This is a genomic window from Nitrospira sp. CMX1 (assembly GCF_054902215.1).
In genome coordinates, this window is record NZ_JBUBKD010000011.1 from 227,132 (window position 1) to 247,434 (window position 20,303).

General features: G+C 53.9%; 17 protein-coding genes. 10 read left to right on the forward strand and 7 right to left on the reverse strand.

The features are described from left to right. Positions 1 to 154: 154 nt before the first annotated feature. The 4 genes from ACYX34_RS03075 to ACYX34_RS03090 all read right to left on the reverse strand — a co-directional run bounded on the left by ACYX34_RS03075 (position 155) and on the right by ACYX34_RS03090 (position 4,533). Positions 155 to 1,378 carry a calcium-binding protein gene (locus tag ACYX34_RS03075; protein ID WP_462075088.1) on the reverse strand — a complete coding sequence of 408 codons (1,224 nt, stop codon included), beginning with the start codon at positions 1,376 to 1,378 and terminating at the stop codon, positions 155 to 157. Between the two features lie 486 nt (positions 1,379 to 1,864). Then, entirely contained in the window at positions 1,865 to 2,830 is a 966-nt protein-coding gene (locus tag ACYX34_RS03080) for a calcium-binding protein (protein ID WP_462075089.1), read from the reverse strand. A gap of 796 nt (positions 2,831 to 3,626) precedes the next feature. After that, the gene (locus ACYX34_RS03085; RefSeq protein ID WP_462075090.1) at positions 3,627 to 4,106 is read right to left on the reverse strand and encodes a DUF3617 family protein; all 480 of its coding nucleotides are present in this window, start codon (positions 4,104 to 4,106) and stop codon (positions 3,627 to 3,629) included. 64 nt (positions 4,107 to 4,170) lie between these two features. Then, a complete protein-coding gene (locus ACYX34_RS03090; RefSeq protein ID WP_462075091.1) occupies positions 4,171 to 4,533 on the reverse strand; it encodes a hypothetical protein in 363 nt (120 codons plus the stop codon). Between the two features lie 172 nt (positions 4,534 to 4,705). On the opposite strand from ACYX34_RS03090, the gene ACYX34_RS03095 reads away from it, so the two are divergent. The 10 genes from ACYX34_RS03095 to ACYX34_RS03140 all read left to right on the forward strand — a co-directional run bounded on the left by ACYX34_RS03095 (position 4,706) and on the right by ACYX34_RS03140 (position 16,974). Beyond that, complete coding sequence (locus ACYX34_RS03095; protein WP_462075092.1) at positions 4,706 to 5,596, forward strand: polyprenyl synthetase family protein; 891 nt, start codon at positions 4,706 to 4,708, stop codon at positions 5,594 to 5,596. Positions 5,597 to 5,701: 105 nt separating this feature from the next. After that, positions 5,702 to 6,685, forward strand: a complete 984-nt coding sequence (gene hpnA, locus ACYX34_RS03100) for a hopanoid-associated sugar epimerase (RefSeq protein WP_462075093.1) — start codon at positions 5,702 to 5,704, stop codon at positions 6,683 to 6,685. 23 nt (positions 6,686 to 6,708) lie between these two features. Then, the gene (locus ACYX34_RS03105) at positions 6,709 to 7,521 is read left to right on the forward strand and encodes a carotenoid biosynthesis protein (RefSeq protein WP_462075094.1); all 813 of its coding nucleotides are present in this window, start codon (positions 6,709 to 6,711) and stop codon (positions 7,519 to 7,521) included. Positions 7,522 to 7,661: 140 nt separating this feature from the next. Then, entirely contained in the window at positions 7,662 to 8,009 is a 348-nt protein-coding gene (locus tag ACYX34_RS03110) for a hypothetical protein (RefSeq protein WP_462075095.1), read from the forward strand. A gap of 3 nt (positions 8,010 to 8,012) precedes the next feature. Next, a complete protein-coding gene (locus tag ACYX34_RS03115) occupies positions 8,013 to 8,471 on the forward strand; it encodes a phage holin family protein (RefSeq protein ID WP_462075096.1) in 459 nt (152 codons plus the stop codon). A gap of 1,223 nt (positions 8,472 to 9,694) precedes the next feature. Next, positions 9,695 to 11,263, forward strand: coding sequence for a zinc-dependent metalloprotease (locus ACYX34_RS03120; RefSeq protein ID WP_462075097.1), 1,569 nt, complete (start codon positions 9,695 to 9,697; stop codon positions 11,261 to 11,263). Positions 11,264 to 11,353: 90 nt separating this feature from the next. Further along, positions 11,354 to 11,869, forward strand: coding sequence for a hypothetical protein (locus ACYX34_RS03125; protein WP_462075098.1), 516 nt, complete (start codon positions 11,354 to 11,356; stop codon positions 11,867 to 11,869). A gap of 621 nt (positions 11,870 to 12,490) precedes the next feature. Continuing rightward, positions 12,491 to 13,549, forward strand: a complete 1,059-nt coding sequence (locus ACYX34_RS03130; RefSeq protein WP_462075099.1) for a radical SAM protein — start codon at positions 12,491 to 12,493, stop codon at positions 13,547 to 13,549. Positions 13,550 to 14,587: 1,038 nt separating this feature from the next. Next, positions 14,588 to 16,411 carry an ATP-binding protein gene (locus ACYX34_RS03135; RefSeq protein ID WP_462075100.1) on the forward strand — a complete coding sequence of 608 codons (1,824 nt, stop codon included), beginning with the start codon at positions 14,588 to 14,590 and terminating at the stop codon, positions 16,409 to 16,411. 197 nt (positions 16,412 to 16,608) lie between these two features. Further along, positions 16,609 to 16,974, forward strand: a complete 366-nt coding sequence (locus ACYX34_RS03140) for a hypothetical protein (RefSeq protein WP_462075101.1) — start codon at positions 16,609 to 16,611, stop codon at positions 16,972 to 16,974. On the opposite strand, the gene ACYX34_RS03145 is transcribed toward ACYX34_RS03140, so the two are convergent. The 3 genes from ACYX34_RS03145 to nikR all read right to left on the reverse strand — a co-directional run bounded on the left by ACYX34_RS03145 (position 16,971) and on the right by nikR (position 20,185). Then, the gene (locus ACYX34_RS03145) at positions 16,971 to 17,600 is read right to left on the reverse strand and encodes a DNA-3-methyladenine glycosylase (protein WP_462075102.1); all 630 of its coding nucleotides are present in this window, start codon (positions 17,598 to 17,600) and stop codon (positions 16,971 to 16,973) included. The genes ACYX34_RS03140 and ACYX34_RS03145 overlap by 4 nt on opposite strands. Before the next feature lie 90 nt (positions 17,601 to 17,690). Continuing rightward, positions 17,691 to 19,700, reverse strand: coding sequence for a TonB-dependent receptor (locus ACYX34_RS03150; RefSeq protein WP_462075103.1), 2,010 nt, complete (start codon positions 19,698 to 19,700; stop codon positions 17,691 to 17,693). Positions 19,701 to 19,768: 68 nt separating this feature from the next. Further along, positions 19,769 to 20,185, reverse strand: coding sequence for a nickel-responsive transcriptional regulator NikR (nikR, locus tag ACYX34_RS03155; protein ID WP_462075104.1), 417 nt, complete (start codon positions 20,183 to 20,185; stop codon positions 19,769 to 19,771). Between the last annotated feature and the right edge of the window lie 118 nt (positions 20,186 to 20,303).

Sequence of the window (20,303 nt, forward strand, 5' to 3'; positions counted from 1 at the left end):
GGCCGTCACGCTCTCATGACGGCTTTCCTCTGTCGCGAGCCAGACTCATATTCTTACTTGCGTCTTGAGTGTTCCTCGCTGCGGCATCTGACCACCTCTCGGATCAGCAAGCCGGGGCGCAGCCTTCCCGGAAAGAAGTACCATGGCATACGGTTTACAGCAGGATGTCGGTGCCGGCTCCTCCGACCGTCAGCGTCGGCGCGCCGACGAGCTGAATCTCAAACTCCGCTGCCGCATCCCCATCGGTGTTACCTTGCAGCACTCCGCCGACATACCGCAGATGGCCTGCCGTAAAAGAACCGCCCCAGATGAAGGCCTGATTGCCGCTCACTAAGGCATTGGCATCGATATCGCGGAGATCAATCTGATGACCAAAATCACTGACAAAGCCGCTGATGACATCCCTGAGGCCATCACCGGCAGGGCTGTCGCTGACGGAATTGTAATCAATGCGAACCTCGCCCGCATGAGCTATGATATTTATAAAGTCGGCACCAGCTCCTCCATTCAGCACATCCGTGCTTAGAATACCGCAATTGAGAAGGTCGTTGCCGGTCCCGCCATTCAGCTCGTTGTAGCCCCCTCTACCGGCATAGAGTGCGTCGTTGCCAGCCCCACCGTCAAGCCTGGTGTCACTCCAGTCCAAAGCTCCCAGTATGTCGTCGAAATTCGAGCCGATCAGGTTCTCGATGCTCACCAGAGTGTCGAGGCCCGCTCCCCCCGTATTCTGTGAGTCGGTCGTATCAAGGCTGACATCGACGCCAGCGGACGCTGTGCTGTAGGAAGCCGTGTCGATTCCCACCCCTCCATCCAGCAAGTCGTTTCCACTACCACCATTTAGCGTATCATTGCCAATTCCTCCTCTGAGCGTGTCGTTGCCGGCCCCGCCGATAAGCCGGTCGTTTCCACCTAGCCCCGCAAGCACGTTACTGGTCCCATTGCCGATAAGGGTATCGCTGAAGTTGGTGCCGGTGACGTTCTCAATGCTGACAAGGGTATCGGTGCCTGCACCTCCAGTGTTCTGTGCACCCACGAGATTGAGATTCACCGTCACGTCGGCTGTCGCCCCGAGGTAACTCTGCCCGTTGATGCTCCTGCTGCTGTAATCAGCGGTGTCGATCCCCGCCCCTCCATTTAGGAAATCATTGCCTGTGCCGCCGACGAGCCAATCGTTTCCACCCCGACCCTTAAGCGTGTCATTCCCAAAGCCCCCGATGAGCACGTCATTTCCCTGTGGCCCCGTCACGGCATCGCCGTTGAGAGTGTCATTCCCCGCTAACCCATTCAAGGTATCATTTCCACCTAACCCATTGATCGTATCCGCGCCGGCCGTGCCCACACGGATGTCATTCCCAGCTGTGCCATTAATAATCGCCATGCGTAGCTCCTTTGTTGGTAAGTCTCACCAATCTGGCTCGTCCTGGTTCAGTAGAATGACGAAGACAGCCCATACGCAAACCGTTCCAGCCCCCATCTTGCTCCATCGATCACGTCAGGGCATCGCGCCGGTCTTGTCCATGCACCCGGTGCTCAAGCGACCTCTGTATACTCAGCAAACGCCGTGCCGTTCCGATATCAATAGCCGAATACCTGAGGAAGTCTTGTAACTGTACGTATGGTCAACAGGATGAGCCAGCGATACCAAACGGTAGGTATCTCACCATCTATGAAGGACAGCACGAGGTGGATCCAAATAGATTCACTGTATCCAATTCGATTCAGCAGCATGAGTCTTGGGAAGACACGTCCTCCTGAGGGAGGCCACCGAGTTTATCACCTGGTGGTTCCACAAGAGGGAGAGCGACGAACTTGCCGAACTGAAGCGGGGCCCCTTGTCTAGAGGCCCCGCACGAGGCCGTGAGGTTTATAGCAAGAGGTCGGTGACAGACAGACTCGGAGCACCGTTGAGCACAACCTCGAACTCCGCTGCTGCGTCGTTATCGGTATTGCCCTGCAGGACTCCACCAGAATACCGGAGCTCTCCGGGACTGAAAGAGATGAATGGCAGGCTGCCAATGAACGTGAACGCTTGGTTCCCTGCCTGAGTGGCATCAGCATCGACTCCTCTTAAATCGATATCGTCGTAAAAACTAGCAAAATCTGTGATCGTATCCCTCCCACCACCGGCTGGGCTGTCACTGACGGCATTATAAACGAAAACGTTCTGACCCAATCCGCTAGTCAGCGTATCGGCGCCGGACCCGCCAACCATTCTGTCGTTGCCATTGCCACCGTAGAGGGTGTCGTTGCCAAGGCCACCGTTGACAGCGTCATTGCCATCACCGCCATAGATGGTGTCGTTTCCCTCATAGCCCTCTAGCCGATCGTTGCCGCCTCTCCCGTCGATGAAATCGTTGCCGACTAAGCCCGCGAGCACGTTGTTGGCACCGTTGCCGATGAGCGTGTCGTTGAGGGCCGTCCCGCTGACATTCTCAATGCTGGACAGGGTGTCGAAGCCACCGCCGCCTGTATTCTGCTGGCCCCCGATATTGAGGTCGACGTGGACAGCGGCGTTCGCCCCGACGTAGCCGATCCCTTGAATGCTCCGGCTGCTATAATCGGCGGTGTCGGTCCCTGCCCCACCGTTCAGTATGTCATTGCCCAGGCCACCGATGAGCCAATCATCGCCGCCGCGGCCGTTGAGCGTATCATTCCCGGCCCCGCCGTACAGCTGGTCCCTTCCATACGGCCCGCTCGGGTCGTCGCCATTGAGAATGTCATTGCCCCCCAACCCGAGTAAGAAATCGTTCCCCGCCCGTCCATTGAGCGTATCGTCGAACGGGGTGCCGATAATGATGTCGTTCCCCGGTGTGCCGTTCTTGATGGCCATATCCATCTCCTTCGTTTAGTTGTTGTGTGAATCTCACCTGCCTGCTTCATTCAGGCCAGTTAGAGGGAAGGGGGGGACAGCCCGGACGTCTGTCTCATCCGCCCTCATAATGAGAAGAACCCGTTCACTGTTTGCTCCTGCGTTCACTGCACTCCTCGACACACGTCCTCCTTTCATCTCCTGCCCGTGCCGACAATCTGTCTCCCGCACGCCGGATAAGGAGCGGTCACTCCTGAATTACTAAGTCAGCAGACAAGGCCACAACCTTACTCCTGACCACATACTCTGTACCAGAACCACATCCGTACAATCAGCAAACACCATGCCATCCTGACACAAAAGGCTGAAGATCTAAGGTTACAGTACGATTATACGTACTATCAACAAGATAGGTTCGACATACCGAACGATACGTATCATACCATCCCTGAAGACCACCACGGGGTGGATCGAAAGAGATCCTCCATGTGTATCCATTTCGATTCAGCAGAACGAGCCTCGAGAAGACAGCTTTTCTGGAGGGACGCCACAGCTCACATCACCCCTGGCCGTTTGTCACGACCTTGCGAAGTCGCGTTGCGAGATAGGAACATGGAGTCTTGAGAGATTGCAGTTTACTTGAAACACTCTGGTGAGGTCGTACCGGGCGAGCCAACCAGCTAAACCCCGCTTGTTCGTACCGAAACATTTGGCCCCGCCGCGGTAGAGGAGTTCTTGACCGACGGCTTTAACGTGGCCATGCCTGCGGTGGAGACAGCTCAGCGGTTGCAGGAGAAGCGCCCAGAGAGAGTTTTGGCTAGGGCTTACACTCGCCGCCGATCCGTTCGATCACCGCTTTGGTTTTCATATGAATTTTCCCCTTTGGGGTGTCCGTCGTATCATCTCGAATCCTCTCTATTCTCGTTGAGGTATAGGTCCCATCAATTTTCTGGATACTCTTGCCGAGGCCCGTCGCGCACGTTCTTTGGATCGAGATTTTCCCCATGCCAATGTCGATGGGGCCTTCGCACAGCCCATGCTTATCTTTGCCGACGCCCAATAAAGTCTCAAGACTATTGGATCTCACGCAAAACTCTACGGTCATGGGAGTCGACTTACGCTTCTCGACCATTTCAGGGGCGAGCAGAGGGTTGACCATCTCTAGGACTTCTTCTTTGGTTCGCCACTGACCCTGTTGAATCGTATCATCCGCGAGGCTATTACTGGCGGGCAAAGAGGCAAGCGTGGAGACTATGGCTACTATCGTAAGCGCACGGTAGCGAGGGTACATCTGCATCGCTGACACCTCATGAATGGTTGAAAAACGGTCACAAGGGTAACGGCTCTCATTTTAGACCGACCTACTTCATCGCCACCCCATGCGGTCTCGCAAGGAATGCAAACGCCGTATTGAAGTCCAAATTAAAACGGGTGTCGAGTGTCAGAGTCTCAGAGGTGACCTTCATCACATGGACCTTATGATCCCCCTCAAAATGGATTTTGCCGAAACCATCTTCATTGAGAAAATAGTCGGTGACGACCAGACGAGAGTCATCCTGAGTGAGATGAACGCTGTGAGGACCCGTATTCCTACCAAGGGTCACGACTGATTTTTTGGTAAAATGCTCGACATCACTGATATCCAGCATGCCGACTTGCCCAGCCTCAAACGACGCAAAGATGAGGCGGTCGCCACGCCTGGACATGGCAAGAAGCTGGACCATGCCACCGTCGGTAGGAACTTCGATATGCGGAACAATTAACCTTCTGCCAGACGATGATGATGCACAGCCCGTTCTCGGTCAAGCCAGGGACCCACCCTCATAGGTTTGACACCCTTCAGATCGTTTGCTACTCTCCGCGCGAATTGGCCGATCAGCTAGAAAGACGAACATCATGAACATCGCCGACTATCTTGAACGGAAGCGGGTCGACGTGGATCAATACCTTGATCTGATTGCGCCTCCGTCCGTGACCCCTCCGACGACGTTGCATGAGAGTCTTCGCTACAGCCTGATGGCAGGCGGGAAACGAGTCCGGCCGATTTTGACGATCGCGGCTGCGGAAGCGCTGGGCCAAACACCACCAGGCCTCATGGCCGTGGCCTGCTCGTTGGAACTGATCCATACCTATTCGCTGATCCACGACGACCTGCCGTCGATGGACAACGACGACTTTCGCCGCGGGAAACCGACGAACCACAAGGTCTATGGCGAGGCCATGGCCATTCTCGCGGGCGATGCGCTGCTCACGATGGCGTTTGACGTGATCAGCAGACCTGATCTGATGAAGGGCTGCGATCCGATACGGCAAGTCCGCATCATTCAAGAGTTGGCTGTTGGCTCCGGGAACGTGGGGATGGTGGGCGGCCAGGTATTCGACATCCAAGCCGAAAATAAGGACATCGACCTCCCAACCCTTCAGAACATTCACAAGCACAAGACCGGTATGCTGATGCGCGCTGCGGTCCGCATGGGGGCCATTGCCGCTGGAGCCAACGACCGCCAACTCGATGATATGACCGGCTATGCCGAAGACATCGGCCTGGCATTTCAGATCGCCGATGACGTATTGAACGTCACCGGCACACGTGAAGAACTTGGGAAGAATCCTAACACCGATGCAGAACGTGGGAAGAAAACCTATCCAACGTTCTACGGGGTTGATGGAGCAAAGAAACTGGCCGACGATTGTGTCACCCGTGCTATCAACCGCTTATCGTCCTTCGGCCCCTCCGCCGATCCCCTGCGCGAGATCGCGCGATATATCACCGCGCGCAAGAACTGACGTCGTTCGTGAAGCGTATTTCGTGAAATCCACAAGCGCACAGTTGAGCAGTCATCCTCGTTTCACGCACGTCACGTTTCACGTTTCGCGCTTCACGTCTTCATCATGAAAGCTCTCGTCACAGGTGCAACCGGGTTTGTCGGAGCAGCGGTCGCGCGGGCCCTTGTACGAACCGGAATCGACGTTCGTGTCTTGGCTCGCCCTGACGCCGATCTCACAAACCTAAACGGCCTTCCGGTTGAACGAGTCGCAGGGGATTTGCGCGATCCCTCATCACTTCGTGTCGCGCTCAGCAACTGTCGCCACCTTTACCATGTTGCAGCACACTACGCCCTCTGGGCCAAGAACCCTTCCATCTTTTATGACGTCAACGTGGCCGGCACCAGAAATCTGTTGGAGGCCGCACGCGAGGCAGGCGTGGAACGGACGGTCTATTGCAGCACCATCGGCGCCATCGGCTTGCCACCTGGTGGGGGGCTCGGAACGGAAGAGACGCCGGTCTCCCTCGAGCAAATGGCTGGCCACTATAAACGGTCGAAGTACCTGGCGGAGCAAGAGGTGCACAAGCTGGCCAAGGAAGGATTGCCGGTTGTCATCGTCAATCCCAGCGCCCCGGTCGGAGAGGGCGACGTCAAACCGACGCCCACAGGCCAGATCATTGTCGATTTCATGAAGGGGCGAATGCCGGCCTATATCGAAACCGGGATGAACATCATCGATGTCGATGATGTCGCAACCGGCCATCTGCTCGCCATGGAGAAAGGCCGCCAGGGTGAACGATATATTCTCGGCTCTACCAATCTATTACTGCGCGAAGTGTTTGAAATCCTCAGCCGGTTGACCGGTCTCAAGGCCCCGGCCCTGAAACTCCCACGGGGTGCCGTGCTTCCGCTCGCCTACCTCAATCACTGGTTTGCCAATGTAACCGGCCTCCCTCCACGCATTCCGTTGGAAGGTGTGAAGATGGCCAAGTACAAAATGCACTATGATTGCAGCAAGGCCATCCGAGAACTGGGGCTGCCGCAGCATCCACCAGAGGTTGCGTTGGGCAAAGCCGTCCGGTGGTTCAAATCCCACGGATACGCATGACAGCCGCCTCGAACTCCTATTGAATGGAACCCGCCGTCCTCCTTTTCAAGACGATCGTCCTCCGGCCTTATGTCTTTCTTTTTCTTGCCGCCTTTCTCGTTTCCGCCATCAAGCTGATCGGCTGGTCACGAACCTGGCGGTTTTGGCTGATTAGCTGGGCCACTGCCTTTGTCTGTGAATTCTCGTCGACCAGAACCGGCATTCCCTTCGGCTGGTACTTCTATAATGGTTCAACGGTTGGGCAGGAACTCTATTTTTTCGATGTACCATTCATGGATTCTCTTTCATTTAGTTTTCTCCTCTTCGCTGCTTACGGTGTCGCGCTCGGCCTCCTGTTGCCCGTTGATCCGTCTCCAATTCTGACGCACTCGCCACTGCAACCGTTACGTTTCGACGTGAAGAGCCGCACAAGCTGGGCGGTCTGTGGCCTAACCGCCTTTCTATTTGCCTTTATCGATATGGTGATCGATCCGGTGGCCCTGCGTGGTGACCGTTGGTTCTTGGGGAAAATCTACTACTACCCTGATCCAGGCTGGCACTTCGGTGTCCCATTTGCGAACTACGTCGGCTGGGCGGTCGTCGGGTTGATTTCTCTGGCCATGTATTTTCCACTGGACCGGAGACTCCCTTCACTCGTGCCACTCCCATCGATCACTCAACGGCTCCTGCTCGGAATCGGCTTATATTACGGAGTCTTAGCCTTCAACCTCGGCATGACGTTTTGGATCGGCGAAACATTCATGGGCATGAGTGGCTTGCTGATGCATCTCCCAGTCCTTGCTATCTTGGTCACTCGCCTTTTTGCTCGCCGACAAGTCCACCACATCCAAGAGTAAGGTGACATTCACTCCAAAGAATTTGTATAGTCAGACGACCCTTGCGCCAAGAAGGACCATTGAACATGAATACGGGCAGCTACTCGCACCCAAGCAACCCAACCCAACCACAGCATAGGTCTACCGTTTTCTCTCATGCCATGGCACTACGCTCCGATCGTTCTCCCGCAAACAAGATCGTGGCACTTACGATCTTGTCGCTCTGCCTGATGGCCTCAGCTCCCGTGCCTGAACTGCTGCACGTGCTTGGTATCGTAACCTCCATCGATGAGAAGCACGTTGACGTGAAGACAGTGAAAGGCCAGGTCGTATCAGTCCTGCTGACCAAGCAGGTGAAATACAAGAACAAGAACAACCCAAAATCGCTCGACCCGCCCGCCGTCGGAGATCGCGTCATCATTGAAGCGTCACGGGATGAAAAGAGCAAGAAAGTCACAGCAACGGTCGTACATTATTCACCGGGGAACATTTCTCCACCTCCACGATAAGCAATGCCGACCATTCGTTTTGCAAGAGCGGTCCATGAATCACCCTTCCATGGAGGCCTACGCCAGGCCTTTATGCGGGTATTCATCACCGGCATCGCCGTATTTCTGGCTATTGCCATTGTTCCGGGGTTGGAAACCAGCAGTTTCGGTGCCGGTCTGGCAGCCGTGCTGGTCTTGACCTTCTTGAACCTCATCCTTCGCCCCATCCTGTTTCTCCTCACATTGCCGCTGATCGTTTTTACGCTCGGACTCTTTCTGGTGGTGTTAAACGCGCTGTTGCTCGACCTGACGGCATATCTCGTAAAGGGGTTTACGGTTTCTGGGTTTTGGCCGTCAGTCGGCGGCTCGCTGGTGATCAGCCTCGTGACGACCGTACTCAATAGCTGGACCGTCGATCGCCGACTCCCTGCTGATCCGTACGAAGAACCACGTCGACCACCCAAGATCATCAATCCAGATTGAGCCCTCACAACTTCTGACCAGAAGAAACGTACGGCGGGAAAACTGCGAAGAGCTGATCAGTGACCAGGCTCACCGACAGGCCGGGTGACAGACACCGTCTCTTCGCGGAGGGAAACCCTCTAGGATTGAATGAGGCTTCGCTTCTCCTGCAACCAGCCGTAGAAGCATGACGGCACACTGAGACACATCGTCGGCGCGCCGCACCCTTGAGAAAAGAACGAGTGATCAGTTTGCTTACACTCTCGTGCAGATCAGCACTTCATTCTCTTTTATGCTTATACGCGGCGTGCACTCAGTACTTCCTAGCCTGCCCCGATCTGCCGATGTAATATACGAACAGCCCCAGCATCATGATTGCCATATCGATCGAGACTACGATTGTTATCAACGCGACATCCCTAAACATAGCGTCCCTTTCCTTTCCGCCTTATGGCTAGAATTGTTTGTCTCTATATTTAAGAGCCGGAGGCGCCTCTGATCTTATGACTCCTACTTCTTGTCATACGGCAACATGTGTGCCGGAGACTCTCTCGCCAATTATGGTTGTCCGCCGCCCCTAAACGATTAAAAAAGATGAAAACCACCGATCAGAAATGTGCCTGAGTCTTGCTACAGCGCTGAAGGGGTCACTGAGTGAATCTGATGGATACAGAAAGCTGTATCTATTTCGATACGAAGATATTTGGAAGGTGTCCTAATGGCAGGCAGAACGGAATGGACCATAGTACCCCGATCAGCTCAATGCCCAACCCAACATAGACAAGGTCACATTCAGTGGATTGTATAAATGGCACAAATCGAAAATGTTGAGCCCCACATCATCGTCCTCATACCCGATGCGACCTTCAGACAGGCCGACGACAAAAACATGTCCGGCGGATCTTGCTCAACCGGATAACCCTATTCTCCCTGCACGTGAAAAACCAGCTCTGACTCTTCTCTCGTCTTCAGCAACATAACAAGAACTTTCTGTTTCAAAGTGAAACAGTTCTCCCATAACAATGTTGATCATCATGTAGGTGACACCCTGCGCCTCTTACAGCCTCCGCAATATTTTGTCGCTCCACCTTTGCAACGAACTCTCTCCCTATCAGCACGGAACTTTCTTAATACTGAAGAAGTTCCGCACTCGCACACGTTTCAGGCCCGTGATCTCGCAAATCGGCATGCGCCTTGCTCCACAAGGCCCATAACTAAACCCACTTACACACATGGGAGGTTACATGGGGTGGATTCTGACAGTGCAACAACCATCATCGAGAGACCTTCGACCGTTTCGCCGATTGTCTTGGGCTCCACGTACGATGGTCCTCGGTCTCTTTGCCGCAACCCTCAGCATCCCCACCGCTGGACTCTGCGCAACACCAGCCTCGCCGGTCCCACTCTTTCTTGAAACTCCGAGCGATATCCCTGCGGCGATCGATCAGGCATTCCCGTCACCTCAGCTCTCGAAGCGATGGGTGCGCCGGCACCGGACGATGGGGCTCAATCCGGTTGCGTTGGAAGCCATGAAGCTCGCCCGCAAAGAATCGAAACAAGATGTCTCACTCGACCTGTTCGATACCGGCACACGAACGTTGGAGCTCGACGAGCCGGAAGTCCACGGCAACAAGGCGAGGGTCTGGCGTGGACGGGTGCGAGGTGACCAGGACAGTGATGTCACCTTGGCCGTACGCGGAAACAAAATGGCTGGGACGATTGTCTCTGGGCAACGGCTCTACAAAATTGAGCCGACCGAGGACAACCGTCATCGCCTCGTTGAAGTCGATGAGGACAGCATGCCACCAGACCATCATCCGCTTGTGGTCCCCGATGATGGAACCCCTGCAGATCCTCCTGCTCCCGAGCCTGAGCTCCAGCAGCCCGGTACGGCAGCGGCAACAGGCAGTGTGACTACGGCAGCTGCAACCACGAACACGATCGTCGACTTATTAGTGGTATATACCTCAACGGCACGAGCCAAGCAGGGTGGGCAAGCCGCCATGAATGCGCTGATTGCGATGGGCGTCGATTTGGCCAATCAGGCCTATGCGAACAGCAAAATTGCCATGCGACTCCGGCTGGTCCGCGCTGCCGAGATCGCCTATACGGAAACGGGCAACATCGGCACCGACCTCTCGCGTTTACAGAGGACAAATGATGGATTCATGGATCAGGCCCACACATTGCGGAACCAATATAAAGCCGATCTCGTCGCACTGATCGTGGACAACGGAGGCAGTTACTGCGGAATCGCCTATGTCATGGCCAACGGCCCACGGGCGAGTTTTGCCCCGTACGCATTCAGCGTGACCGATCGCGATTGCGTATCGAATAGTACCCTGACCCACGAAATGGGACATAACATGGGCGACGCACATGATCGTGCGAGCGGCGGCACCGGTGTTTTTCCCTATTCATATGGCTATCGAGACCCAATTGGAAAATTCCGGACCATCATGGCCTATCCTTGTCCGACGGTATCGTGCCCTCGCGTGAAGTATTTTTCAAACCCGAAAATCTCGATCAACGGCCGGCCAGCTGGAATTGATTATGCAGTCAACCCAACAAATTCCGCGGACAATGCTCGCTCCATGAACGAGGTCCGTAACGTCGTTGCAGCATGGCGCACAGGCACCACAACCTCCTCCACCACATTACCGAGTGGATCGGGAGATGCTCGCCCTGATTTTCAAGATGACCTCGATGACGATGCAGACGCTGACTCGGATGAGGATGACGATTCGCGAGACAAACCCAAAAAAGACTCTCAGGGAAAATCTCGTGGAAAACTTCGTGTACCGACTCCATAATTGAATAGGAGACAGGGAGGATCAAACACTGGTCCTCTCTGTCTTGATGCCAACTGACATCATCGATTGATCCTGAGGTAAAGCCTCACAATGCATGACTCGAGAAAACGTTCAGCGGTTCGAGGATTCCGACTTCTTCCCCTTGCCGTCGCGTTGAGTTGCCTGGTCGGCCAGATGGTATGGGCCGGTGAGCAGTCCGGCCCAAAGGGCTTGTGGCACACGGCTCTGAATCCTCCCCCTATTGCCCAGCCTCCGATATCGAGAAAGCCGTGGATGCTCCGCGATCGAGAAATTGAGCTCGACCTTTCTCTCCTCAAAATTCTCAAAGATGCAGGAGCCAGACCCCTTCCCCGAATCACCATTGAACTCTTTGACAATGCAAGCCCCGAGCTTGACGTCTCCTCCACGGTCTCTCGGATCAACGACACCTCTGTTATCCGTGGAACCTTCAGACCGCCCGTACACGGCGACTTTACATTTGTGATCACCGGCAATCTTCTGATTGGGACCATCCAGATCGGTTCGCGTATTTATAAGACCGACCATATCGGCAACGGCCGCTTACGGTTGGTTGAGCTCGACCCCGACAAAATGCCACGGGACTGAGCCGAAGGCGTTGGCAACTGATGAGATCGGCTCGGCCGAAATGCCATCGCTGGGGTTTATCATTTTTATTACGGAACACTCATGCAGGTCGGCAAGGGCTAGATACTTCAGCACATCAATTTGAGACCCGTCACAATCTTCATGGTCTTGTACACTGCTTAATCACGATCTAAGATTGGTCAGACCTTTTCTAGAGCACAGAAACCGATCCCTAGTCGAAAAGAGCGGCGGCTCAGTCCGCCGCGATCGTCGCGCCCCCTCTCGCACTGTGTTGTACCATGCTCCAGCATAAGAGTATATTGATCCGCATAAGTATCCGTCTCGCTGTTGAGTTGATGGCTCATCTTCTCACGAGCAATCCTCAGCTCTCACTTCGGCCAGATATAGATTCTTCACCATGTAACGGACGGTGGGGAGCTACCGAATGCGATCCACTTCATACGCTGATTGCAGCACAGTCCACCGAATCTGGAAAATGACAATGATCGAGGAAGCTCAGAAACCTACGCTAGAGTGAATCAATTTTCCCGGCAGCCGCAGATTATTGTGCTGAGGCATTGAATGACGTTCAGGAGCCACCTCAGAAACTTAGCTGCCCCAATCTTCAAACATTCTCCCCAAATGCGTGCATGGCTCCTTGATACCGACAAAAAGGCTGATCAGTTGCGCCATTCGGTCGCACAAGTGGTACCGCACATTATTCGAGCTGATCCACAGTCGATATTTGTCACATTAACTGCAGGGTGCAATCTGCGATGTACCGGGTGCAATTATGGCCGCGATTTCATGCGTGGACAAAGCCTATCATGGCCAATCGTAAAGAATCTTTTGGATGATGCAAAAAAACTGGGAATCTGGAGCATAAGGCTCTATGGCGGCGAACCACTCCTCCATCCAGATCTCCCTCGCATCGTCGAGTACTCGTTGAAGTTGGGACTGAAACCTTGGGTGACAACGAACGGCCTTTTACTCAAAAAGCATATAGATGAATTGTATGCTGCAGGGTTGAGGGATATGAGCTTGGGGTTCTATGGGGCAGGGAAACATTACGACGCCTATGTCCAAAGAAAAGGTAGTTTCATGCAGGTAGAAGCTGGTGTGACCTATGCCCGCGACCGCTATGGCATGAGCCTCAACTTGGCCACTAGTTGGTTATTGATGAGACCAACTTGCAATCTTGCAGCATTAGAAGAGGTTTGGAAATTTGCGGAACGCCATATCACGCCGATCGGGGTCAACTTGATTCACTACTCGCTCCCTTATTTCAATGAGGGACCAAATTGCGAACTCCAGTTTGATAGCGCGAACCGGTCCGAAATTGAAACAATCACCCAGGAACTTGTGCGACTTAAGTGCGTTCGGCCCGAGATGATTATTCAGTCTGTTTTGGCGCTTCGTTCGATTCCGGATTGGCTGCTCAAGAAATCAGAGATGAAAGTGCCCTGCACGAAATATCGGCTCATATGGATAGGGGCTGATGGAACCGTGCAAATGTGCTATGTGACGTTTAGACTCGGCAATCTCCATGAGAAACGGCTCGCTGAGTTGCTGTTTACACCTGAGCATCATCGTGCAGCTCGAGACGCCTTTGCCTTAAATTGTCCCAATTGCCACTGTGGATATGACCAGCGTGTCGAAGCACATGCTCCGAGCCGGAAGTTGTACGGTGCAGTCAATTAAGTTTCTATCACCAGTTGAGAGTAGCGCTCCCCCCTTTACATCTCGTCTGCTTGCACTGAAGAGAACGGCTTCAGAATTCATAACCCGTCGTATAATTTTCAGGTTAGACGCACGGTTTGGCACTACCCATGCTGGACACTAATGAACTGCAAGGTTCTTCAGCTGACCGATTTTGACATAAGAAGTCTTGAGGTAGTGAAAGAGACGATCTTATGGCTGGATGGACAAGATCATTGCCGATGGGTACTAAAGACTCCGGCAAAATCGATTGGCTCCACATCCGGGTCAATGTACTTGAAAGTGTGGAATACGACCTACATCAGGAGAGACAATATTCTGACAGGACTTGACGTCGGATTTTATGATGAGCAAACTACTCCAGCCTTAACTGGGCTCATTTTTCATAAAGGAATATGTCGCGGTTATGCGACAAGTCATTGTACTCGCTACTGGAGAAGACCATGGGAGCATCGCTTCTACAGTTTAATTCAGGGGAAAAGCCTAAAGACTGGATATTTCACTTACCAATTCAGCCCTTACCATGTGATGCGGTACAAAAACCAGCCGAGCCTGATTGACTTGGAGGGAATTTATCGACTGGATGCACTGCCTGAATTAGCCAAATATCATAGTCGCTTTGACGACAGAAAGTACGAACAGTTTGTCATAGACCTATATAACAGTCGCTCTGAAAGAAAAATGAACATGCCGAAGAGAACTCCCATTAAGAGCACTCCTCCAACCTGGAGCACTTCTTTCTTGGTTAGAACGCTTAAGGTACTATGGAGACGATCAATGGAAGGTTGCCGGAAGGAGAAACCGATCACCGCGAATCATGTGTTCCTTATCGAAGATTGATGTACAGAAGCACCCCTCCCGATGTAACCGTCCCCCTGATATTTCTCCTCTTACAGTTGGGGTGTTGCTTTGTGCCTATGCCCACACAAGACCTCACGTGTCACAACTGCCCAAGATCATGACGGAGAGTAGCTATTCGCCTCCGATCCGGCTACAATGCCCTCGCTTACACTAGGACGTATGACCACGGCGACTCCTCAACCGAAACCAGCACCGGAAACGCTTCTTCAACGGACGCTGAATGCCGCGCTGAATGAGCTTGGCACAGACTCTGTCCTGGCGGCGATCTTCCATCAGGAAAACGGCCCGCTCGTCGAGCATGCCTCACGTGGATTTACACCTCGGGATGTTCAGGCCATTCTTCGTACACTGTCTACACAACGTGTCGCAGCCCTGACCCCAAACACAGCCGAGCCCGACAGTGGACGCACCGTTCGCCTGCGGCTGATTACCCCCGGCGCCAAGTCCTTGCTCGTCATTTCGCTGCGCCATCTCAATCGTGTCTACGGGTGTCTCGTGATCGGCAGGAAAGAAGGGGCTGCCTTTTCCAAAAAAGACCGAGCGCAGTTGGAACAGATGTGTGAGGGGATGACCAAGGCCTTGGATCGCGAAGGACTGTTCAACACCGCCGTGGTCCTCAGCCGTCCCTACGTGACACAGGAAGCAGCTCCTCCCCAACCGACCGGAGGCGACTTGTTTCCGCCCCTGATTAAACACTTCTCGCCTGAGCTCCAAGCCAAGGTTGAGGCCATCCTCGTGGAAGCCAACCAATCCGTGGCCTACGACCGGGCTTGGGCCTGCTACTACGACCCGCTGGCCGGGAATGTGGAGGTCTTGGGCGTCGTCAGTGATGGAAAACCTGATCAACGCGACACGAAGAAAGATCTCAAGCCCGGCCAACGCCTGACACTGGACAGCTCTGCAGCCGGATGGGCCGTACGCCATCGGAAACCCCGTGTGGATCATGATCTGGCTTCCACCCAAGGTCGTTTTCTTGATCATAAACACCTCTATAAGGACCGATTTCAGTCCTCCCTCGTCATTCCATTTTTCGTCAAGGGACAAGTCGGTGGCACATTAACACTGGGGGCCAAGGAATCCGAACGCTATCAAACGACGGATGCCCGCACGCTGGAGCCCACGATCGTCAAACTTGCTGACCTCTTGCAGACACCGACACCTCAAGCTCCTGCCCCGATGCCGCCCGCTGAGGTTGGGGAGCCAAGTCCTCAACTAGTTTCGTCGGTACCGTCGGAGCCGAGTATCAGAAAGCAAGAACGCCAATCGGCAATCGGGGAGTTCAGCGCGTTCTTGGCGACGGAGATCCGAGAACCCTTGGCGTCTATTCGCTCGCAATTGGAAGAAGTGACCGGCGAAGGGATCCTCGATTTCGATCCCCAAACGCGGGTGGAAAACGCCATGCGCGACTTGATTCGGATCGAAGCGATCCTCAACGAGATTCTGGACTTTGCCAAGCCGCTCGAGCTGAATCGACATCTCTGCCGAATTCCGGAAGTGCTCGAGAGCGCGTTGGTGGTGGTCGGCACCGACCTTGAAGCGACCCGCATTCAAGTGGCGAAAGAGTACGCCAATGTCATCGCCCCAGTGCGTGGAGATGAAGCGAAGCTCCAGCAAGCCTTCTTGAGCATTTTCCGCAACGCCTGTGAGGCCATGTCTCCGGGTGGCCACCTCACCATTGCCGTCACACAACATCGGGCCGGGCGAGGATTCGAGGTGCAGATTCTGATCAAGAATAACGGGGTACCAATCCCGGCTGAAATCGTGGATAAAGTCTTCGAACCATTTTTTACGACCAAACGTTCTGGCATCGGATTAGGATTGCCCAGCGTCAAGAAAATCATCGAGGAACACCATGGAACGATTGCGATCGGGAGTGCTCCCGGTGAAGGCACCACCGTCACGATCCGCCTTCCTGGTGTCAGTCGTGGTCCAGCATTCCGCCACCGTGGACGAGGTCGGCGGCCTCCCCGCCGTCCAGGTTGACCCGTACCATTCACCCCGATTCACCCTTGAGCGGCTCTTGATACCCCGACGATGCGAAACGGACGGTTTGAACAGACTTGGTGTGTTTGACAGAATTAGCCAACCATCGCTATGATTCAACCGGTATCGTTGCGTTCGATGAGACTCAGTCAGGTTGTGAACGTCATTCACTCTTCTATCTTAAAGGGAGAACGGGTATGAAACTTGTCACTGCTGTAGTTGCCACAGCCTCCGCAGTCCTGTTCGGTCTTTCCATGGCTTCAGCCAACCCAGCGCTGCTCCCCAAACATGAAGGCTATCCGATGAAAAACTCGGGAAGTCCCGTGAACGGCCAGCCGACGGCCAACGATCCCGGGCAGTTGGATGCACATGGGTCCTCCACACTGTTGAAGTCCGCGGACTCAGTAAAGAACGCTGAGCAGAAATTGACAAAAACCGACAATGCGCGAATCACCGAGGGACAGGGAGCCGGCAGACTTCCACATGTGGAGGGACCGCAAATCACGATTGCCCCACCGGTAACCTCCGCGACCAAGATCACCGGCGATCGAAAAATCGATTAACCAGTGTTCGAAGATGAGATAGAGCTGGGGGAAGTCCTTTGGAGGGACTTCCCCTCTTCTTTGTCTTTTCTACCGCAACGATTTGTCACACGACCATCCTCGATTAATCGGAACCGCCAAGGTTTTTTCGCCCACACTCCTGCATAGTCCACACCGATTCGTGGAAACGTTCCGATCTTCTTGCTGGTGACCCTTGATCCTCGATCTTCAAACCAGATGGATCGTCCCTCTGTCATATCGATCTGATGCAATGACCGGTCAATGCCCAACTCGCGGCAGAGCTTGCCGGGACCATCGATCAATTTCCCGTCGACCTCAATCGCTCGGATCAGCACAGCGGCGGGAAAGTCTACCTGTTCCGTCACAACATTCAGCATGTGATACATACCGTAGATCAAATAGACATACGATATCCCCGGGGGACCGAAGAGGATCTCTGTCCTTGCCGTCCGCCCCTTCGATGCATGACAGGCCTTGTCTTCCGTACCGACATAGGCCTCTACTTCGATGATTTTTCCAACGACCGCTCCCTGTTTCATCTCACGGACCAAATGCTTTCCAATGAGAGAACGAGCAACCGTCAAGGTTGGACGATTGAAGTAGTCTGGCGTAAGAATCAGTGGCATACGATGAGATGGCGTATGAATGTTAAGTTCGGGTGGCCGGATCTTCCAATTCTTCGTTCAACACTCGTCATCCCCCAGCCGCCGAAGCAGCTAAAAATGCCACGCCACTCCTCCCATGAATGTGCGTGGGTTTCCGGGCACGAAATGAATGCCATTGACCCCGACCGATTCGGTCTGCAGCCTCGACCCGAACGCAAAGATTGCTTGCTCCCAGTCCGTATTGAACAGATTCTGAACAAAATAGAACGCTTCCAGGCGACCATGCGGCAACTTGATCGGCACGTGATAGCGCTGAGACCAGTCGAAGACGATCCACGAAGGAGACTTGATGCTCCGATCCTCGATCAGAGGCCTGACCCCAAGATACGTCGCCTGCAGTTGAGAAGTCAGCCCTTCCGGCCACTTCAAGATGGCCGCACCATAGGCGGTGAATTCAGGCGCTAATGGGATCGCATCGCCGCTGCGAAATTTGGCCTGCGCCCATGTAAAGCTTCCGTTCACATACAGCGGTCCCCAGAGCTGACCCCGGGCAGCGACTTCAAATCCCTGTCGCCTGCTCGGCCCGCGAATCTCCGTCGTTCCTTCGTCCCCCACAAAGACAAGCTCCGACTGAAGATCGATTCTCCACGCCGTAACGGTCAACTCGAGCCCCTCCGTTCCCCAGGGTCTTGACCGAAAACCGACCTCATAGTTCCTGGACCGAGCAAGTGGAGCACTTCCTACCTGCACCGTCGATCTCGCATCGTTGCTATGGAAACCCTCTCCATAATTGACAAAAAACTCTGTATTGCCCCAAGGGCCCAGGATCATGCTCATCTTGGGTAAGAGGACCCCTGAACCGGTGCGTCCATCCGGTCGCAACGTACAGGTCGCACACAGATTATGCACATCGAAGGTCAGCGTTTCCCAGCGCAGCCCTCCTACCAAGCGCCCCCACGACGCCGGTTGAATCTCTCCCTTGATGAACGGGGCATACGAAGCAGAAAGCACGTCGCTGTACGTCGTCGTACTAGTCGATGCTCGTTTCGTTTGTGTGCCCAGCCTAGGACGAATATCATCCACTCTCGCTTGAACACCGATCGTCCCGCTGGTCGGGATTCCCCACAAGTCCCAGCGTTGCTTGTACCCGATATCCCCCCCATACATGACGCGTCGATCCGCTTGCTGAATCCCATCGCCATTCACGGGATCGTTCAATGCAAAGGTGAAGTTCGTATATAGATCCAGTCGATAATACTGGCCGTAGGCATTGGCAAAGAACTGGCCCTCGGTCGTCGTATCATAGTGGTAGTTCATCACACCGGTCGCCCTGAGTGTCGATCCGCCCTCCGTCGGATCGATCGCCCCAAAACGATCAAGCATGCCGGCATCCACGGCCCGCAAGGGAATTTCCCCCGAAGCATTCCATTTGGATTTCTGAAAGGTTCCTTTGAGGCTGAATTCGTCTCTGCCGACGAAGCTGGTGGTCAGTTTCCCAAGCACATTGGTACGCAGATACCGATTGTCGTTTTCGAAGGGCCCGTTCGTGTAGTAATTTTCAAAGGCGAACAGCGTGCGAACTTTCTCCTTTGTCGGCGAAAACATGAGCAGATACCGCTGCGTATCGAACTGGCCGCCAGTGACCTGCGCGATGCCTTCTTGCACCAGTTGCCTCGTCTTGAAATTAATCGCCCCCGCTGTCCCAAAATCCCCGATTTCCGGGAGATACGCCCCCTTCGAGACATCGATGCCTTCGATCGTCTCGGGAATGATGAAATTGAGATCGGCATACCCCTGCCCATGCGCATGTGTTCGGAGATTGATCGGCATACCATCCGTAAAGAACGCGATATCCGTTCCATGATCGGCATCAAATCCGCGCAGAAAATATTGATCTGCCTTTCCCGCCCCCCCTGAATGTTCCACTGCGACAAACCCTGGAATCAGACGTAACACTTGAGCCGGACGGCCTTGAGGTTGAAGCACAATTTCTTTATCTGGGATGAACTGCTGAGAAGAAGCCGCTACCGGTTTTTCCCCGACGACGGCAATTTCCGGCACTTCCAATTCCGGTTCATCCGGATCATGCCCCAATACCACGCTACTCCAACAGAGCGTCATGACAAGACACACCCACTGTGCAACGAAAGCTGAACGTGTATTCAGAAGAAGTCTCATAAGGCGAGCAGCTAGCGGATGGATTTCCCCGTTGTCGTCATGGTCAACTTACCGTGCTTTACACCTTTGACCGAAACTAATACATCAGCCAGCTTCTTGATGTCCGCCCCTTTCCCCTTTACTACCAACACTTCAAGACAATGATTGTGATCCAGATGCACATGCATGCTGGAAAGGATTTGCCCATGGTGATCATGCTGAATATCTGTCAACTTGCCGGTGAGATCGCGTACGTGGTGGTCATACACAAACGTGATCGTCCCGACCGTTTCCTTATTTTCGTCCCATTCCTCTCCTACCAAGTTGTCACGAATTAGATCACGAAGCGCCTCGGACCTATTCGTGTACCGCCGTCGTCGAATATGACGATCGAACTCAGCAAGCAATCGTCGATCCAATGACACACCGAACCGAATGACATCATCCATACCTCTCCCTCCCAGCAGTAGCACGAACTTTATTTTCGTAGCACGACTAAGACAACGATCTCAACCGAAATATTCGTTCCCTACCGGCTTTACGTGATGACCAGGTTGTTTGGATTCA

Excerpts from the sequence above, each read along its gene's own strand:
- ACYX34_RS03085 (WP_462075090.1), bottom strand. The coding sequence starts at position 4,106 with ATGCAGATGTACCCTCGCTACCGTGCGCTTACGATAGTAGCCATAGTC.
- ACYX34_RS03130 (WP_462075099.1), top strand. The coding sequence starts at position 12,491 with ATGCGTGCATGGCTCCTTGATACCGACAAAAAGGCTGATCAGTTGCGC.
- ACYX34_RS03135 (WP_462075100.1), top strand. The coding sequence starts at position 14,588 with ATGACCACGGCGACTCCTCAACCGAAACCAGCACCGGAAACGCTTCTT.
- ACYX34_RS03090 (WP_462075091.1), bottom strand. The coding sequence starts at position 4,533 with ATGGTCCAGCTTCTTGCCATGTCCAGGCGTGGCGACCGCCTCATCTTT.
- ACYX34_RS03140 (WP_462075101.1), top strand. The coding sequence starts at position 16,609 with ATGAAACTTGTCACTGCTGTAGTTGCCACAGCCTCCGCAGTCCTGTTC.
- ACYX34_RS03110 (WP_462075095.1), top strand. The coding sequence starts at position 7,662 with ATGGCACTACGCTCCGATCGTTCTCCCGCAAACAAGATCGTGGCACTT.
- ACYX34_RS03115 (WP_462075096.1), top strand. The coding sequence starts at position 8,013 with ATGCCGACCATTCGTTTTGCAAGAGCGGTCCATGAATCACCCTTCCAT.
- ACYX34_RS03150 (WP_462075103.1), bottom strand. The coding sequence starts at position 19,700 with ATGACGCTCTGTTGGAGTAGCGTGGTATTGGGGCATGATCCGGATGAA.
- ACYX34_RS03120 (WP_462075097.1), top strand. The coding sequence starts at position 9,695 with ATGGGGTGGATTCTGACAGTGCAACAACCATCATCGAGAGACCTTCGA.
- ACYX34_RS03080 (WP_462075089.1), bottom strand. The coding sequence starts at position 2,830 with ATGGCCATCAAGAACGGCACACCGGGGAACGACATCATTATCGGCACC.
- nikR (WP_462075104.1), bottom strand. The coding sequence starts at position 20,185 with ATGGATGATGTCATTCGGTTCGGTGTGTCATTGGATCGACGATTGCTT.
- hpnA (WP_462075093.1), top strand. The coding sequence starts at position 5,702 with ATGAAAGCTCTCGTCACAGGTGCAACCGGGTTTGTCGGAGCAGCGGTC.
- ACYX34_RS03125 (WP_462075098.1), top strand. The coding sequence starts at position 11,354 with ATGCATGACTCGAGAAAACGTTCAGCGGTTCGAGGATTCCGACTTCTT.
- ACYX34_RS03145 (WP_462075102.1), bottom strand. The coding sequence starts at position 17,600 with ATGCCACTGATTCTTACGCCAGACTACTTCAATCGTCCAACCTTGACG.
- ACYX34_RS03075 (WP_462075088.1), bottom strand. The coding sequence starts at position 1,378 with ATGGCGATTATTAATGGCACAGCTGGGAATGACATCCGTGTGGGCACG.
- ACYX34_RS03105 (WP_462075094.1), top strand. The coding sequence starts at position 6,709 with ATGGAACCCGCCGTCCTCCTTTTCAAGACGATCGTCCTCCGGCCTTAT.
- ACYX34_RS03095 (WP_462075092.1), top strand. The coding sequence starts at position 4,706 with ATGAACATCGCCGACTATCTTGAACGGAAGCGGGTCGACGTGGATCAA.